Annotated in this window: 15 protein-coding genes; 5 read left to right on the forward strand and 10 right to left on the reverse strand. The window is 65.1% G+C overall.

Annotated elements, in window-relative coordinates:
- Positions 1-795: 795 nt before the first annotated feature.
- The 4 genes from M8523_RS11975 to M8523_RS11990 all read right to left on the reverse strand — a co-directional run bounded on the left by M8523_RS11975 (position 796) and on the right by M8523_RS11990 (position 5,434).
- Positions 796-2,319 carry a sugar ABC transporter ATP-binding protein gene (locus M8523_RS11975; RefSeq protein WP_282585103.1) on the reverse strand — a complete coding sequence of 508 codons (1,524 nt, stop codon included), beginning with the start codon at positions 2,317-2,319 and terminating at the stop codon, positions 796-798.
- Position 2,320: 1 nt separating this feature from the next.
- The gene (locus M8523_RS11980; protein WP_282585104.1) at positions 2,321-3,289 is read right to left on the reverse strand and encodes an ABC transporter permease; all 969 of its coding nucleotides are present in this window, start codon (positions 3,287-3,289) and stop codon (positions 2,321-2,323) included.
- Positions 3,289-4,338, reverse strand: a complete 1,050-nt coding sequence (locus M8523_RS11985) for an ABC transporter permease (protein WP_282585105.1) — start codon at positions 4,336-4,338, stop codon at positions 3,289-3,291. The genes M8523_RS11980 and M8523_RS11985 overlap by 1 nt, the downstream gene beginning before the upstream one ends.
- A 73-nt stretch (positions 4,339-4,411) precedes the next feature.
- Entirely contained in the window at positions 4,412-5,434 is a 1,023-nt protein-coding gene (locus tag M8523_RS11990) for a sugar ABC transporter substrate-binding protein (RefSeq protein WP_282585106.1), read from the reverse strand.
- Positions 5,435-5,558: 124 nt separating this feature from the next.
- On the opposite strand from M8523_RS11990, the gene M8523_RS11995 reads away from it, so the two are divergent.
- Positions 5,559-6,284, forward strand: a complete 726-nt coding sequence (locus tag M8523_RS11995; RefSeq protein ID WP_282585107.1) for a GntR family transcriptional regulator — start codon at positions 5,559-5,561, stop codon at positions 6,282-6,284.
- A gap of 27 nt (positions 6,285-6,311) precedes the next feature.
- Here the strand turns inward: M8523_RS11995 and M8523_RS12000 are convergent, their stop codons facing one another.
- Positions 6,312-7,421: a mandelate racemase/muconate lactonizing enzyme family protein gene (locus M8523_RS12000; protein WP_282585108.1), complete on the reverse strand. Its 1,110-nt coding sequence runs from the start codon at positions 7,419-7,421 to the stop codon at positions 6,312-6,314.
- 192 nt (positions 7,422-7,613) lie between these two features.
- Here M8523_RS12000 and M8523_RS12005 point away from each other — a divergent pair, with 192 nt between their 5' ends.
- The 3 genes from M8523_RS12005 to M8523_RS12015 all read left to right on the forward strand — a co-directional run bounded on the left by M8523_RS12005 (position 7,614) and on the right by M8523_RS12015 (position 10,512).
- Complete coding sequence (locus M8523_RS12005; RefSeq protein ID WP_282585109.1) at positions 7,614-7,943, forward strand: L-rhamnose mutarotase; 330 nt, start codon at positions 7,614-7,616, stop codon at positions 7,941-7,943.
- Positions 7,944-8,099: 156 nt separating this feature from the next.
- The gene (locus M8523_RS12010; protein WP_282585110.1) at positions 8,100-9,764 is read left to right on the forward strand and encodes an amidase; all 1,665 of its coding nucleotides are present in this window, start codon (positions 8,100-8,102) and stop codon (positions 9,762-9,764) included.
- Positions 9,730-10,512: an ATP-binding cassette domain-containing protein gene (locus M8523_RS12015; protein WP_428350378.1), complete on the forward strand. Its 783-nt coding sequence runs from the start codon at positions 9,730-9,732 to the stop codon at positions 10,510-10,512. Before M8523_RS12010 ends, M8523_RS12015 begins: the two co-directional genes overlap by 35 nt.
- A gap of 9 nt (positions 10,513-10,521) precedes the next feature.
- Here the strand turns inward: M8523_RS12015 and def are convergent, their stop codons facing one another.
- From def to M8523_RS12040, 5 genes are all read right to left on the reverse strand, one after another.
- Positions 10,522-10,983 (reverse strand): peptide deformylase, encoded by a 462-nt coding sequence (gene def / locus M8523_RS12020; protein ID WP_282585111.1) that lies wholly within the window; start codon positions 10,981-10,983, stop codon positions 10,522-10,524.
- 73 nt (positions 10,984-11,056) lie between these two features.
- A complete protein-coding gene (locus tag M8523_RS12025) occupies positions 11,057-12,067 on the reverse strand; it encodes an alpha/beta fold hydrolase (protein WP_282585112.1) in 1,011 nt (336 codons plus the stop codon).
- Positions 12,064-13,242 carry a M20 aminoacylase family protein gene (locus M8523_RS12030; protein ID WP_282585113.1) on the reverse strand — a complete coding sequence of 393 codons (1,179 nt, stop codon included), beginning with the start codon at positions 13,240-13,242 and terminating at the stop codon, positions 12,064-12,066. The genes M8523_RS12025 and M8523_RS12030 overlap by 4 nt, the downstream gene beginning before the upstream one ends.
- Before the next feature lie 15 nt (positions 13,243-13,257).
- Entirely contained in the window at positions 13,258-14,646 is a 1,389-nt protein-coding gene (locus M8523_RS12035) for a serine hydrolase domain-containing protein (RefSeq protein ID WP_282585114.1), read from the reverse strand.
- Positions 14,647-14,819: 173 nt separating this feature from the next.
- Entirely contained in the window at positions 14,820-15,680 is an 861-nt protein-coding gene (locus M8523_RS12040; RefSeq protein WP_282585115.1) for an alpha/beta fold hydrolase, read from the reverse strand.
- A gap of 233 nt (positions 15,681-15,913) precedes the next feature.
- Between M8523_RS12040 and M8523_RS12045 the strand changes: the two genes are divergently transcribed.
- Complete coding sequence (locus M8523_RS12045; RefSeq protein WP_282585116.1) at positions 15,914-17,467, forward strand: ABC transporter substrate-binding protein; 1,554 nt, start codon at positions 15,914-15,916, stop codon at positions 17,465-17,467.
- Positions 17,468-17,469 lie beyond the last annotated feature (2 nt).

Raw genomic sequence — 17,469 nt, forward strand, 5'->3', positions numbered from 1 at the left:
CGCGGTCAAGGGATGAGGCTCAACGCTCAGGACGATGGACGGCATTGTTGAACCCGGCAATCCCGATCGAGCCACCCTGGGCGAACGGCCGCTTTCGGAAACTGCGAAGAGAGGGCTGAATATCTCCGTTGGGCGCAATTCGGGCAGGCCGCTCTGGCCGGAGGCTGAAGAGTAGCTTTCGGCAGACGATAGACTAGGTGCCGCCGGCAACACGCCCATCATCCTCGTTCGGGCTTGTTACAATGCAGCTGAAAGGGTAGTCTTCTTTCACACGACGCTTTCACACAGGCCCATAGTGGGTGTGACGAAAGTCTCTGAAATCGCTAGCTGATTTGCTGCTCCCGGAGGTTCGAGTCCTCTCCAGGGCACCATCACTTTGTTGATGGTTTGGCAAGAAGTGGCTGTTAGGCAAGGGTTTTAGCGGCGACCGCTCACACACGTGGCTTTCGCGATGCCCTGTCCAAACGCCCGTTACCAGCACAGGTGTTTATCATCTGAACGTCCGAATTCCGGCTAACCTGGTTGATAGAGTTCGAGCCACTCGGGTCTCGCTTCCGTTCGAGAATGGCAAATTCACGGTTGTGGCCACCGACAAGATCGCGTTCTCGCTTCGCACGAAGGATCACGTTGTCGAATAGACGCGATTTCTTCCGGCTTATGCGAGACTTGCGCGACACTTCGACGTGGTCAGAGCTGGCCCTAAGCCGATTACCGATAAGCAAATTGTCGTTCTGGTCGGCGACGTTTATCAGCTCCGCGTTCGAGATGGAGGTCGCCGTATAGACCGGGGCGCCCTCAGGCCGCCTCGGTTGCGCGGTGGATGAGGCCCATGATGGCCTCGCTCATGGCCGGGTAGTCGCGCGAGTTGTCGAAACCGCCCTGGATCGCGAAGTTGTTCATCACCACGATGCGGTCGGCAAGGGTAATCATCTCGGGCATGTCGCTCGTAATGAGCAGGATGGCGGTCCCACTGTCGGCTAAGCCACGAATCAACTCGTGCAGGTAGGCTTTCGTCTTGATGTCGATGCCGACCGATGGCTCGTCGACGATCAAAACCTTGACGCCGGCCGCGAGCCATTTTGCGACTGAGATCTTCTGCTGATTGCCGCCCGACAGATTGCCGACGAGCTGGCTAAGCGACGGCGTACGCACCTCAAGCTTGCGGAGAGATGGTTCGGTTTCGGCCTGGATGCGCCGGTCGGCCAGGAAGCCGCCCGCCTGCTTGGCCAATCGGCGCCAGATCGGGATCCCGGCGTTCTCGAGCACCGAATGGATCAGCACGAGCCCCTCATTCTTGCGATCCTCGCTGACGTAGCCGAGGCGGTAGCGATGGATGGCGTCCGAGACGGTGCGAATGGCGGCGGGCTTGCCTTCGACCGCGACCGTGCCGGCGGTCGGTGGAAACAAGCCCATAATGGACTTTGCGAGCTCGGTGCGCCCGGCGCCGACGAGGCCGTAGAGCCCCACGATCTCGCCTCGCCGGACCATCAGGTCGATGTTCTTGTGCCCGAGAGGCGTGGCGACACCCTTGAGTTCGAGGGCGGGGGGCGAACCGGCGTGGTTCCGCTGCGACCATTCCGGGATCTGCTCAGTGCGGCCGATCATCAGCCGCACGAGGTCCTGGCGGCCAAGTCCCGCCATGGCGCGGCTCTCGCAGGCGTTGCGGCCGTCGCGCAGCACCGTCACGGCGTCGCAGATCTCCTGCACCTCCTCGAGCTTGTGACTGACGAACAGGATGCCGACCCCGTCCGCCCGGAGCTTCTTCAGAAGATCGAACAACGCCACCGTTTCGTGCGGTGTCAACGAGGCGGTCGGCTCGTCGAGAAGCAGCACCTTGGAGCGGAGCGAGAGCGCCTTGGCAATTTCGACGAGCTGCATCTTGGCGACGCTGAGCCGCGACACGGGCATGCGCGGGTCGACATCGAGCCCCAGCATGTCCAGCCAGTGCTTCGCGCGCGCATGGACGCGGGCGTAGTCGATCGGCTTGAAGAGCCGGCCCGCGAGGTGCTCGAGCATGATGTTCTCGCCCACCGAAAAACGGGGGATGAGATTGCGCTCCTGGTGCACCACACCGATGCCCATCGCCATGGCGTGACGCGGGTTGAACAGGGCAACCGGCTCGCCCTCGACCCGCAACTCGCCTTCGTCCGGGTGGTGGACGCCGGTGATGATCTTGATGAGAGTGGATTTGCCGGCACCGTTCTCGCCCAGCAGCGCCTGGATCGAACCCTTCGCGAGCGTCAGCGACACGCCCTGGAGCGCCTTGACGCCGGGGAAGAACTTGCTGACGCCGCGGGCTTCGAGCGCGATGTCGGCCATGTCAGATCCTTTTCGCGCTCTTGGCGATCCTGAGCTCGCGCCAGCGGTTCACCCCGACTGCCCACAGGATCATGGCGCCGAGGACCACCTGCACGAGGTAGGGGTCAATGTGGAACAACACCAGCGCCTGCGTGATGATGGCCACGATGGCGACGCCCAGCACCGTGGCGGCGACCGAAACGTGGCCGCCCGACAGTACCGCGCCTCCGATCACCGGCGCTGCAAAGGAGAGGATCAGCCAATCGTCGCCGATGGAGGGTTGACCGATCTGCAGCCGCGCCACCAGCATGATGCCGGCCAGCGCCGCGAGACACCCCGAGATGGCGTGCGCCGCCACTACGGTAAACGACACCGAGATGCCCGACAGTTCCGCCGCATGCGTGTTGCCGCCGACCGCCAGGATGGCGCGGCCAAGCGGCATGCGGTTGAGCAGGAACCAGAGCCCCAGGATCACCAGCACGGTCGGCAGGATCAGCCAGGGGAGCGGCCCGATCATGACATTGTTGCCGAACGCCTTCACGGTCTCGGGTATGCCGTAGAACGGCTGGGCCCGCGTGATGCCCGAGTTGATGCCCTTGAACACCGACAGGCTCGCGAGCGTGATCACAAAGGCCGAGATCCCGGTGCGGGCGATGAAGATCCCGTTGAGCGCACCCGCCGCGATGCCGATGCCGAGCGCCAGAACGGCGGCGAACGGTGCCGGCAAACCCCACACCTGCATCATGCCGGCGAACGCAATGGCGCTCAGGCCGCCGATCGCGCCGACCGAGAGGTTCATCTGCCCGACCGCGATGATGATCATCTGCGAAAAGGCGATCAGTGTGTTGGTCGCAAGCGCGAAGAGCAGCACCTGGACGTTCAGCGTCGACAGGAACGGCGGCGCAGCCGTGCCGATGATCGCCACAGCCAGGACCGTGACCGCGAGGGGGCCGAACCAGTCGGTCTGCATCTGCCGCATCACGACCTGCATCAGACCATTCTCCGATGCGCAAGGTAGCGTTTCCGGGCGACGTCGATCAGCACCGCGAGCAGCAGCACGAGCCCGAGGCAAGCCTGCACCCAGAACTCGCCGATTCGCAGAAGCAGCAGGCCGCTCGTCAGCATGGTGACGAGCGCCGAGCCAAGGAACGTTCCCACCACCGACACCCGGCCGCCCGAAAGCAAGGTGCCGCCGAGCACGGGTCCAAGAAAGGCGGGCAGCAGCCAATCCTGCCCGAGTTGCCCGGCCATCGAGGGAATGGCGGCGCCGTTTCGCATGACGAGCAGCAGGGCCGCGACGCCCGCCAGTAGGCCTGACAGCATGTGACACAGGATGAACACGCGGCCGACCCGGACGCCGGAGAGTTCGGCGGCTTCGGGCTTGGCGCCCGCCGACAGCATCTCGCGGCCAAGCGCCGTGAAACGGTAAAGCCCGATGAGCAAGAGACCAGCGACGAGCGCCACGATCAGCATCGGCGACACAACTCCGAAATATCGGGTGCGGCCGAATTCGGCGAAGGAGGGCGGCAAGTTGCGGAACGACTCTCCATGCGTGAGATAGACCATCACGCCGAAGAAGATGCTCATGGTGGCCAGCGTGATGATGAAGCTGTGCAGGCCGGATTTGACCACCACCCAGCCGTTCACAAAGCCAAGCGTCGCCCCGAGCGCCAGCGCGCCGACGATCCCGACCGGGCCCGGCACGCCGAGCGCCTGAATCATCCAGCCGCACATCATGGCGGCGCAGACGCCGATCGCGCCGACCGCAAGGTTCAGCCCGCCCGTGACGATCACTGTCATCATGGCGAAGCCGATGACCGTATTGACAGCCGCGGTGCGCCACAACGTGAATTGGTTGAAGGTCGACAGGAACCCGCCGCTGAGCACAGCGAACACCGCGCCGAACAGCAGGATCAGGACCAGCAGGCCGAATTCATTGGTGAGATAGAAGCGCAGGCCGCCGGCCGAACCGGTCGGCGACGCGCGCACGAGGACCTCGTCGGGTTCCACCCGTGTCGTCGATGTCCCCCTGCCCTGCATGGTCGCGTCCGTGGCTCGCCGTCATGGCCGGACCAGGGTCCGGCCACTCACAATGGAAGGCTTGCGGCCCAGATTACGACTTGCAGACGAGATATGTCGCCTGGAAGGTGGACAGCAGATCCTTCGTGATGCCCTGCATGGCTTCGAGGTAGGTGTCGACCTTGTCGGCCGCGACGAAGACCGTGCCCGAATCGATGAAGTGGCTCGTCAGCGCATTGGCCTTCCAGGGCGCGTCGGCCTTGACGGTGCAGCCGTTGCGAAGCTTGTCGGCCGCAAACGCCCCGATATAGCCCTGCCCATAGGGGTTCTGCAGCATGGTGCCGGCAACAAAACCGTCCTTGACGGCCTGCAGCACGACCTGATCGTGGTCGATTGCCACCATCTTGATGCGCTTGTCGCCGATCTTGCGCAATGCGTTCGAGGCCACCACGGCCGGCACCCAGGCGGTGGTCACGATGCCGTCGACGTCGTTCGCGTGGGCCGCCAAATAGGCGTTGATCTTCTCCTGCGCCGGCTCAGGCGCATCGATATCGGCGATCACCTGCACGACTTCGTCGCCTGCTTCTTCGGCCGCCTTCTTGACGGCATCGATGCGCAGCTGCGTGTTGGGATCGACCAGGAAGCCGGTGAAATGCGCGATGCGCTTCTTGCCCGTGCCCATCACCTTGATGAGCTGCTGCGTTCCGAGATAGGCCGAATGGGCCACGTCGGTGCCGAGGCAGAACCCGGCCATCGAGGGATCCTTGAGACAGCCGCCAATCGCGAGGACCGGCGCCCCCGTGTCGGCGAGCTCAGCCACCGTGCTTGCCGATCCGACCGGATCGCCGGGGAACACCAGAAACGCGTTGTAGCCCTGGCTCACAAGGCTTTCGAGCAACTGGTTCTGCGCATTGAGCTCCCACTTCTCGGGAACCTTGTAGTCGGCCGACGAAAGGTGAAAATCGCGGACCGCGTCCTTGCCGGCCTGTTCCCAAGCCGCGAAATAGGGGTGAGGCCCACCCGGGACCAGAGCCGCTTTCGTGTCGTCGGCGCGCACCCCGCCCGCCAAGAGCGTGACGCCGGCCGCAACGGCCAGCATGAGGGACCCTCTCGTCATCGCATTTCCTTCCTCGCCACTGTCGGATCTTTCGTCCGGCCGGCTGGGACCCTAGTATCCCAGGCAGCGCCGGGCAACAAAGAACATGTGCATTGGCCACTTTGGGAGGGAAGGATTGGGAACCGTGAATGCGGAATCGCCGCGCGACCTCGCGCTCTCGGACCCGCCGCTTTCCTTTGGAACGACGCTCAATCGCGGCCTGCCGGTGGCCGAGCAAATTTACGAGTCGCTCCGCGATTCCATCGTAACGATCCGCCTCCTGCCGGGAACGGTCCTGAGCGAGAACCGGATCTGCAGGCAGTTCGGTGTGTCGCGCACGCCGGTTCGTGCTGCGGTGCTGCGCCTGGCTGACGAAGGGCTGATCGACGTTTATCCCCAGCAGGGCAGTGTGGTGTCTCTGATCCGCCTCAGCCGCATGGAGGCAAGTCGATACGTGCGGCGATCGCTTGAAACGTCTATCCTGCTGGAGGCGGCAGCAGTGTGGACGCCGGCCATGAGCCTCGAGATGCGCGACATCATCGAGGCGCAGCGGTGCGCAATCGAGACGGGCGCCCTCGATCTTTTTTATCGGGAGGACATGCGCTTTCACCAGACGTTCTGCCGACTCGCGGGGCGCATCGATGTCTGGGCCACGATCGCTCAGGCTTTCGCCGGATTGGGGCGGCTCGTTCGGCTGACCTACCAGCCGGATCGACTACCATCCGTGCTTGCCGAGCATGCGGCAATCATCGATGCGCTGGAGATCGGTGACACGCGGCAAGCGATCCACCGCCTGCAATTTCATCTCGATCAGATGTTTGCGGTATTCGGTCAGTTGCCGGACCGGCTGCGCCGCTACGTAGCGGAATGAGATGGATCGCGAACCCTGTCGCCGTCCTCACGCCGTCACGGCGAAGCGCGAGCCCGCGACAGTCTGCTTCTCGATCGCGGCCCAGTCCCAGGCGATGCCAAGCCCGGGCGCCGCGCTCGGCACGGCATGACCATCCCGGATCGTCATGCCCTCCGTCGTCAATGTGTCGAGTTGCGGGATGTACTCGACCCAGCGGGCATTCGGCACCGCGGCGCAGAGCGCGACGTGCAGTTCCATGAGGAAATGCGGGCAGACCGCGACGTTGAAGCACTCCGCCAAATGCGCGACCTTGAGCCAGGGCGTGATGCCGCCGATGCGGCCGACGTCGACCTGGACCACCGAACAGGCGCCGCGCTGCAGGTAATCCCTGAAGTGAAGCGCGCTGTAGAGGCTCTCGCCCACCGCGACCGGAATGGTGGTTGAACGGGCCAACCGGGCATGCCCCTCGATATCGTCGGCCGGCAGTGGCTCCTCGAGCCAGCCGATGTCGAGCGGCTCGTAGTGCCGCGCCCGGCGGATCGCCTCATCGACTGCGAAAGCCTGGTTGGCGTCTGTGAAGATCTCGAAGCCGGGCCCGACGGCATCGCGCACGGCGCCGATGCGGGCCACATCCTCATGGATCGGCCGCCCCACCTTCAGCTTGGCGCCGCCAAACCCGGCCTCTTTCTGACGTAGCGCATCCTCGACCAGCGCCCCCCGTTCGAGATGAAGCCAGCCGCCCTCCGTCGAGTAGAGCCGGATCTTCTCCTGCGCGCCGCCCGCCATGATGTGGAGCGGCAGGCTTGCCTTGCGGCACTTCAGGTCCCACAGCGCAGTGTCGATCGCCGCCTGGGCGATGGCCGTGATGGCCCCGACCGTGGTCGCATGCGTCAGGAACAGGAGGTCGCGCCAGATGCCTTCGATCTGTCCGGCGTCCCGGCCGATCAGCGCCGGCGCCAGGGTCTTCTCGATCAGCATCATGACGGACGGGCCGCCCGTTCCGATCGTGTAGCTGTAGCCCGTGCCGACCGCGCCGTCCGCATCCGTGATGCGGACGATTGGCGTTTCCTGGCTGACGAACGACTGAATGGCGTCGACGCGCTTCACCTGAGGAACGAGGTCGATCATCAAAGCTTCAACGTGGACAATCTTCGCCATCTTCCCTCCGGCGCGTGTGACTGTACGTGCACATGCTCGATAGCGCTTTTCGTCATCGAGGGGCAAACGACGCTCCGCGGGCATCCATCCCGACCGAACCTTGACATGCGACCATCGCTCCACCGCTATCAGCGGCATCCCGCGACAGGCTGGGCACTCGGATCAAAGCCACCGATGTGGGAGGAGAAAACGATGAAGCGAATGGGCATGATGCTTCGAATCCGAGCCGGTCGGATTGACGAATACAAGAAGGCCCATCGCGAGGTTTGGCCCTCGGTGCTGGCCCAGATCGAGCGCAGCAATATTCACAACTACTCGATCTTTCTGCGCGAGCCGGAAAATATCCTATTCGCTTACTTCGAGTACCACGGCACCGACTACCCGGCCGACATGCGGCGCATGGCAGCCGACCCCGAAACCCGACGCTGGTGGGACTGGATGGAGCCGCTCCAGGAGCCGCTTGACACGCGTGCCGACGGTGAGTGGTGGGCCACGATGGAGGAAGTTTTCTACCTCCCTTGACGATATCACGGCTTCCCCACCGGTTTGACCTACTTAGCCTCAAAAACCTGCCGTCGAAAGGTGCGGCGGGCTAAGGCGCTTCCGTTGTTTTTAGTCCTGTGGAACGAACCTTGCTAACCAAACCTCGGTATTGATGGACAAGGGTGTCAGCCCCGAATGAGCCACGCGCACGACGGACTTTCGACGCAGAGCATCGCTGCCGCTGAAGATCTCGCAGGCGTGCGCTACACCGAGGCCGAACGTGCCTTGATGCTCGACAACCTATCTGGCCAGATCGCCCTGGCCCATCGGCGGCGGGCCGTCCGGTTGCCACATGATCTTGCACCGGCGACACGCTTCGACCCGCGTTTGCCTGGATTCGTCTTGCCAAGCCCGTCACCGCGTGACGCCTACCAGGAGAACGCCCAAACGCTTCTTCCTGATGAAGCGCAAGACATTTGCTTCGCACCAGTGACCAGCCTGTCGGGCTGGATTCGCAACCGCGCCATCACGGCCGAGCGGCTGGCGCAACTGTACCTCGATCGCATCGCGCGGTTCGGCCCGAAGCTCGAATGCATGGCCACCGTCACGGCGGACCTCGCGATGGAGCAGGCCCGCCGCGCCGACGCGCTGCTCGCAGCCGGAACCTACCTCGGGCCGCTGCACGGCATCCCCTGGGGCTGCAAGGACCTCCTCGATACGAGCGGCATTCTGACGGGCTGGGGCGCCGAACCCTATGCGGACAGGGTGCCCATGACCGATGCCACGGTGGTGCAGCGCTTGACGGCGGCAGGCGCCGTGCTGGTCGCGAAGCTGACGCTCGGAGCGCTGGCCTATGGGGACATCTGGTACGGTGGGGTCACCCGCAACCCATGGAATCTGAACGAAGGAGCGAGCGGCTCGTCGGCCGGATCGGGAGCCGCCACGGCGGCCGGCCTCGTCGGCTTCAGCCTCGGTACCGAGACGCTCGGCTCGATCGTCGCGCCCTCGCTCCGGTGCGGCACCACGGGCCTTCGGCCAACCTTCGGCCGGGTGCCGCGCACCGGCGCCATGCCGCTGTGCTGGACGCTCGACAAGATCGGCCCGATGTGCCGCAGCGTGGCCGACACAGCGCTGGTGCTGGCTGCCATCAATGGCGCCGACCCTGCGGACCCCTGCAGCATCGATGTCCCGTTCGGCCTCGACGCCACGGCCACGGTGGCCGGCCTGCGTCTCGGCTACTACCCTGCCGATTTCGCGGAAGCCGGGGCGGACGACCTCGACCGCGCAATGCTCGATCACGCGCGGGCGCTCGGTCTGACGCTCGTCGAACTGTCCCGTCCCGACCTGCCCTACGACGCGCTCATGAACGTGCTCTTTGCCGAAGCGGCAGCCTCGTTTGAACACCTGACCCTCGACGATACCGACGACAGCCTCACCTGGCAGGAACCGGGCTCCTGGCCCAATACGTTCCGCAAGGCACGCTTCCTGTCGGCCGTCGATCACATCCAGCTCGACCGGCTTCGCCGCCGCGTCATGCAGGACATGGATCAGGCCTTCCAAGGCGTCGATGCGATGATCGGCCCGTGCCTTGCGGGCCCGATGCTGATCATCACCAATTTCAGCGGCCACCCGAGCCTCACCCTACGCTGCGGCTTCCGCCAGTCACCCACGCGCCAACCCCTTTCGCTCGCGGAAGCAAGGCTCGACCAGGGCCAGGTCGGCACGGGAGAGACCTTCACGGTACCCCACGCCATCAGCCTCTACGGCCGCCTGTTCGATGAGGCCACGATCCTGCGCATCGGCCGGGCGATGGAGACGCGGCTCGATGTCGCCCACCGTCGTCCCCCGCTCGACGCCTGACCCTGGAGCACCCCATGCCTGCCATGTTCACCCGCCGCACCCTGCTCGGAAGTGTCGCCGCGATCTCGGCCGTTGGGCTGCCTCGCTTCGCACGGGCCCGCGGCCGGCGCCGTTCCGGGCCGTCGACGGCGTGTCGCTGAGTGTGTCTCGGGGCAGGACGCTCGGCATTGTGGATGAGTCCGGCTGCGGCAAATCCACCATGGCGCGAATGATGGTCGGCCTGCTCGAGCCGACCACCGGTACGCTGACGATCAACGGCGAGTCCATTGCCGATCTGGCACGGCATGATCGCCGGGCCCTCAACCGGCCTGTCCAGATGGTATTCCAGGATCCGCTCGGCTCGCTCAACCCGCGCAAGACCGTGCGCGAGATCCTGTCAGCGCCCCTCGGCGCCCTCAAAGACATGACAGGCCCGCAGGCTCGCGACCGCGGCCAGAGCCAGCGCATCGGCATCGCGCGGGCGGCCGATCCCACCGTCATCGTGCTCGACGAACCTGTGTCGGCACTTGACGTTTCGGTGCAGGCGCAGGTGCTGCAACTGCTCGGCGATCTGCAGACCCGGCTGGGGCTGACCTATGTCTTCATCTCCCACGATCTTGCCGTGGTCGAGGCCATCGCCCATGACGTTGCGGTCATGAACCGGGGGCGCATCATCGAGAGCGCCCCGGCCGAACGCATCTTCGCCCACCCGCAGCACGCCTATACCCGGTTGCTGCTCGCCTCCGTTCCACGCGCCGTGACCGCGTAGAATCCCCGATTATCGCGGCTCGTTCACCCGATCGAGGATCAGCACGCCATTGAGATGATCGACCTCGTGCTGGATGACCATGGCCAGCAGGCCCTCGGCCTCCATTTCCTGCGGTGCGCCGGTCCGGTCGAGGTAGCGGACCCGGACGCGGTCGGGGCGACGCACCTCTTTCGGCGTATCCGGGATCGAAAGGCAGCGCTCCTCGCGCGACGCCACCATGTCGGACGACCAGACGATCTCGGGGTTGACGAAGAGTAGCGGGTTCTTCGCTCTCTCCTTCCAGTCCGTGTCGACCACGACGACGCGCTGCAACACGCCGATCTGCACGGCGGCGAGCCCGCGGCCTTGGGCGTCGTACATGGTGTCGAGCATGTCATCGAGAAGCGTCCGCGTCCCGTCGGTTACCTGCGGCACCGGCGCGGACGTCTCGTGGAGGATCGGATCGGGATGGATGACGATGGGGTGGATCATGGGCATTGTCCTGAAATCGCAAGCGGCGGTTCGCGAACGTGGTTTTGGACTCACGTTGCGCGAGGTGGTTGGCTCAGCCCATCCAGTCCGCCACGGCCTTGCGCAAGAATGCGAGGTCGGCCGGGTTGTCGCCCGGGCTGCCGGCGCGATGCCCCCAGATGGTGGGAATCGGCCGCAGTTCGCCCTGGGTCAGGTGGGGCAGTTCGGCGGCATTGTCGGCCACCGGAAAATAGAGATCCGTCCGGGCCGGCAGCAGCAGCACGCGGGCCTCGATGGCACTCAAGGCACGGACGAGATCGCCGTCATAGAGGTCATTGGCGCTGATGTCGGAATGGAGCCAGGTGGTCGCCTGCGCATAAAGGTCGGCCGCTGTGCGGCGGGTAAAACCCGGTTCCCAGTGATGGTCGAGGAAATCGTCGAGGTCGTGGGCGCCGAGCGCCGTGAGATGCAGGCTCGCGCGATACCAGTCCTGGCTCATGGCCCAGCCGGCGTAGATGCGGGCAAAGGCCCGTAACGCTGCCTTCGGTTCCTCTGAGAAACGGCCACCGCCAAGATGTTCGGGCGCGGCCTCCAATGTCGCGAGAAGCGACAGAAGGAAGACCTTGTTGTGCACGGAGGTCTTGGCGCTGCCACAGACCACGATGGCGCGTACGACAGCCTGCGGGAACAGCGCCGCCCAGTGGTAGGCCTGTTGCGCGCCCATCGAGAACCCATAGACGCCGGCCACGCGATCGATGCCGAACACTTCCGTCAGGAGCCGTTTCTGCGCCCGCACGTTGTCGGCCGTGGTCACGAGCGCCGGATAATCCGGGGTGTTCGAGGGACTCGACGACAGGCCGTTGCCGAACATGTCGGGTATGACCACGAACCAGCGCATCGGGTCGAGCACCTTGTCGGGTGCAACGAGCCATTCCTGGTCGGCGTGCTGGGCCGAGTAGCTCGTGGGATAGACCACGACATTGTCCCTGGACCGGGAAAGCGTGCCATAGGTCTTCCAGCTCAGTGTCGCGCCGCGCAGGATTTCGCCCGATTGGAGCGTCAGGTCGCCGAGCGAAAAACGGCCGGTGTCGGCAAGTTCCGTCATCGGGGATCTCGCGGCAGGAGTTGTTCGGCCAGCGTCGCCCAATAGGACGCACCGACCGGCAGGATGTCGTCGTTGAAGTCGTAGAGTGGGTGATGCACCTGCGGGTCATTCCCGGTCTTGCCGGCACCGAGCATGATGTAGTTCCCCTGCTTGGCGTTGAGCATGAAGGAGAAGTCCTCGCCGCCCATGGTCGGCTGTTCCATCGGCACGACGCGGGCCGCCCCGACCACCGCTTCGGCCGCGGTCTTCGCCAGCGCAGTCGCGGCCTCGTCGTTGACGACGGCCGGATAGGTGCGTGCGAACGTGACCTCCGCCGTGGCCCCATAGGCTTCCGCGGTGGCATGCGCGATGCGGATGACGGCCTTCTCGAGCAAATCGCCGACGGCCGGCGTGAACCAGCGCGCCGTGCCACGCATGGTCACGTCGGGCGGGATCACGTTGAAGGCATTGCCGCCCTTGATCTCGCCGATCGTCACCACCGCGCTTTCGGTCGGCTCGACATTGCGGGCCACGATCGATTGCAGGGCCGACACGATGGCGCCGGACACAACGATCGGGTCGACCCCGTTATGCGGCTGCGCCCCATGCGCGCCCTTGCCGGTGACCACGATCGTGATATTGGCAACCGCCGCCATCGTGGGTCCGACACGCCACAGGAAGGTGCCCTCAGGGTCCTTCGGCCAATTGTGCATCCCAAAAATCTGATCCATCGGGAACCGTTCGAACAGCCCCTCCTTGACCATGATCTCGCCGCCGCCGTGCTGCTCCTCGGCCGGCTGGAAGATCACATAAACGGTCCCGGCGAAATTGCGCGTCTCGGCGAGGTATTTCGCGGCCCCGAGCAGCATGGTGGTGTGGCCGTCATGACCGCAGGCGTGCATGACGCCGGGATTGGTCGAGGCGTAAGGCAGGTTGGTCTGCTCGATGATGGGCAGCGCGTCGATGTCGGCGCGCAGGCCGATCGCACCGCCCGGCGCGCTGCCCCGGATCACGCCGACGACGCCGGTGCGTGCCATCCCGGTCACGACCTCGTCGACTCCGAACTCCTTCAACTTCTCCTGGATCACGGCGCTGGTGCGGTGCTCTTCGAGGGCCAGTTCGGGATGGCGGTGCAGGTCCTGCCGCCAGGCCGTCATTTCGGGATGGAAGGCGGCGATGCGGTTGTGGATCGGCATGAAGTGTCCCTCCGTTCAGGGTTGGGTCGCGGGCGCGGGATCGCTCGCGCGGGCTTCGAGCTCGGTGAGAAGCGCCTGCTCGGGCAGCAGTTCCGCGCCGCCGAGCATCAGCAGGGTCGCGGCGCCATCGGCATCCATGATGCGCCGAGCCGGCTCGCCATGGGCCCCGAACCCGTTGGCCCTGGCGACGCGACCTTCGGTCGGGCTCGTGATGTCGAGGACACTCGCGTCGGTAAAGGGCTGCATCAGCGCTGGCATCGTCACGAACACCTGATTCCCCATGGGAACCAGGTCGAAGGCACCCCAATAGCTCCACCATCGCCCGGTCCAGTCGGCCACGGTGGGGCTGGCAGCCCCGTGCAGGGCGAAGTGATGGAAGATGCCGAGCACGCCTTCGACCCAGGGGTTGGCGAGGCCATCGATGCAGTTCGTCACGATCGAGACCGCGACACCCCATTCGGGCACGCAGGCGGTCCGACTGATGAAGCCCTGGAAGGCGCCGGAATGGCCGAACCACTCGTGCCCCTCCAGCGTGCCGCCGATGGTGCCGAGCCCGTAGTGCCGGCCGCCGCTGTCGTCGGGCACGCGCCAGTGGCGGCGCGTCATCTCCCGTCGGCTGGCGGCGGATAGGACGCTCGTGCCGGCCTCCGGATCCAGGCTCCCGATGAAGCGGGCGAGGTCGCCGGCCGTGCTGACGAAGCCCGTGGCCGAGGCCAGGGCATGGGTCGGATTGTGGCCGGGGATCGCGAAGCGCCTCCCGACCGGCAGCTTGCCGCTGTGGCCTGTCGCAAGGGGCGTCCCCGCAGGCACAGGCATATCGGGCGTCGTCGCATCAAGCCCGGACGGCACGACGATCTCGCGGGCGATCCAAGTCCCGAAGTCTTCCCCCGTGATGGCTTCGATCGCCAAGCCGACGAGCCCGAACCCGACATTGGAATATTTCTGCCGGCTGTTCGCCGGCACGATCAGGGGTTCTGCCAGTTCGGCCCGCAGCGCGGTTTCATCAAGGAAGGGCTGGCGGTCCTGCCAATGGACCGCCCGCACGCCATCGCGCAGCAGTCCCGCCGTATGCGAGAGCAATTGGCTGATCGTCACGGCGGCGACTTCTGGCGCGAGGTCGCCGACATGCGTGCCGATCGGGTCGTCGAGGTGAAGCCGCCCCGCCTCATGCAGCCTCATGATCGCCGCCGACGCGAAGGTTTTTGAATGCGAGGCGACGCGGAAGCGATGCGCCGGCGTGAGTGGCGTGCCGGTCGCAAGGTCGGCGACGCCGAACGCATGCTCCGCGACGAGCTTGCCCCGGTGGGCAACCGCCAGCACGCAGCCGGGCTGCTCGGTCGAGCGCATCTGATAGCCGAGCCATTGTTCCGCATAGCGGACGGCCTCAGGCAGCCATTCAGGCATCGGGTTCTCCTTGTGGGCACACGCAAAGGGCCATGCAAAATCCTGTGTCAGCCGCCACGGTGGTACGATCCGAAGCGCACAGGTACCTTGTCGATCGAGACTGGCTGGCGTTATGCCGCCTCATTGAGCATTGGCAGCTTGTTCTCCGGGCACAGCCGTCGATCGCAGAGGATTCATATGCCAACGGCCGCGATGAATTCGCGCAGCACAGTGAAGTAGCGCTCCGGCTGGTCGCGCCCGACCCCGTGCCCCGCGCCGATGAACCGTTCGTAGCGCACGAGCGCCGCTGGAAGCGCTGCGGCGATATCGTCGGAATCGGCAAGGGGCGTGACCGGGTCGAGGTCGCCGGCCAAGACCAGCGTGGGGCAGCGGATCTCCCTCAGCCGGTCTCGGAAATCGAATTGATATCCTTCGCCGCCGGCTTGGAAGAAGTGACGCAGCATAGCGGGATTGAAGGTCGAGCGCTTGTCGACGTCGCGCGGACGCGGGGTTGGGTTATAGAGGGGGAAGCACTCTTCGATATAGGCCCGCAACGCCTCGGCATTGCCGGCATCGGTCCAGAAGGCTTCGGCCACGGCATGGGCGCGCGTGCCATGCAGTCGCAGAAATGTGTCGAGGCAGCGGTCGAGCCGGAATTTCGCGGCGGTGCTCGACAGCACGAGGGCACCGACGTGGTCAGGGTGTCGCAAAGCGAGCGACTGCGCCACGAACCCTCCAAAACTCAGACCGAGAACCACAGGTTTCTCGATCCCAAGCCGGTCGAAGAGCGCACGCAAATCGTCGGCCCATTGGTCGAGCGTCCAGGCGGTCGGGTCGCTATAACCGGACCGGCCGTTGCCCCGATGGTCGACGTAGAGGATCTGCGCGACATCGATGAGGACGCCATGCGCGGGCTTGAAGCTCGAATGATCAAAGCCGGGACCACCGTGAAGCAGCACCAGCGTCGGGCGCTGGCGCATGACGGGCCCCTCCGGCACGAGGCCCGCGCCTTCGATGTCGAACCAGATCCGGGTGCCGTTCACGATCGTGTGCATGACCGATGTCCTGTGCCGTCTCGACCGCCATGCGCCGCGCTTGCGTCCTTCGGCAAGCATAGGGTGCCAGACAAGGTCGCGAACTAGCAACCTTGCTAGTGCCCAGCTCGACGGCATGGTGCTTGCCTAGATCGTGGAAGGACGAAGCGGCGCCATTGTAATGAGACCGGTGGTCTCGGCCTTTGGGCACTCCGACGTCTGTCCGGTCGTGACCTGAAAAAGGATCCCGCTCTATGCTGCCTTCACTCCGCCACGCGGTCCTCGCCTCGACGCTTCTGGGAGGTCTCGCGGGTGTTTCGCCGCAGCCTGCGCTGGCCGACCCCGGCGACATCATCTTTGCCCGGTCCCAGGACGCCGACAGCCTGGACGTGGCGCGGGTCTCGACAACAATCTCGTTTCAGGTGATGCAGCAGATCTACGACAATCTGCTGAACCTCGATGACAAGGGCAAGGTGGCGGGTGGGCTTGCGGCCAGCTACACGGCCAGCCCCGACAACATGACCTTCACGTTCACGATGCGGCCGAACATCAAGTGCCACGACGGCACCACCTTCGACGCCAAGGCCGCCAAATGGAACATCGACCGGGCCGTCGACCCGAAGACCGGCAGTTCCAACGCCTCGTCTTACGGCAGCATCACGAGCACCGAGGTCAACGGTGACGTGTTGACCGTCAAGCTGTCGAAGCCCTATTCGCCGTTGCCGACCTTCCTGGGCAGCGCCCAGGCCTTGATGATGTGCCCGGCCACCATCCAGGGCAGCGACGTGAAGCCGGTTGGCACCGGCCCGTGGAAGTTCGTCGAATGGGTGCGCAACGACCGGCTCGTGCTCGCCCGCAACCCCGATTACGTCAACGTAAATCCGTTGGTCACCAATCCCGGCGCGCCTTACGCTGCGCGCCTGATCTTCCGCGTCATTCCGGAGGGTCCATCCCGAATGGCGGCGCTGAAGACCGGCGAGGTGACTTTCGCCGAACCCTCGCTGCAGGATGCGGCCGACCTCGCGAAGGACAAGACCTACACGGTCTACACGGGTGCGGGCCGAACCGGGCAGCTCGCCTATGTGGGCTTCACGGCCAAGATCCCGCCCCTCAACGACGTGCGGGTTCGCCGCGCCATCGGCTATGCGCTCGATCGCGACTCGATGGTGGATATCGGTTTCAACGGCCTCGTCCAAGCCTCACCCTGCCCCGTGGCGCCGGGGCTGCTCGGCTACGATCCGAAAAAATGCGCCGAGTGGGCGACCTCCTACGATCCCGAGAAGGCCAAGGCGCTGCTCAAGGAGGTCGGCTACGGGCCCGACAAGCCGCTGAACATCACGCTCTCGGTGTCACCGCTCCAAGGCTGGGACGAGTCGGACGTCGTGATGCAGCAGCAGCTCGCCGCGGTCGGCATCAACGTCAAGATCGAGCAGCGCCAGTTCGCGACCTGGGTCGACTATATGTCGGGCAAAAACAAGGAGACGACAGGCACTCCCGCGATCTGGACCATGGGCATGTCGGGTCCCGACCCGGACTACCTCGTGTTCCTGTTCCAGCCGCCGGGCTATGCCGGCCAGGGCATCGACGATCCAGAGCTGCAGAAGATGCTGGTCGACCAGCGGGCGCTGTCGGGGGCCGAGCGCGAGGCCAAGGTGCTCGAGATCCAGAAATTCCTGCTCACCAACGCCTATGAAGTGCCGCTTTTCACACCAGGCTGGTTCTGGCTCGCCACGAGCAAGAGCGCCGTCACGGGCTTCAAGCAGGGCTACAACGTCATGCCGCTCTTCAACGACGTGAAGCTGCCGTGAGG

Origin of the sequence: Lichenifustis flavocetrariae (genome assembly GCF_026130545.1) — a bacterium.
Taxonomy (GTDB): domain Bacteria; phylum Pseudomonadota; class Alphaproteobacteria; order Rhizobiales; family Beijerinckiaceae; genus Lichenihabitans; species Lichenihabitans flavocetrariae.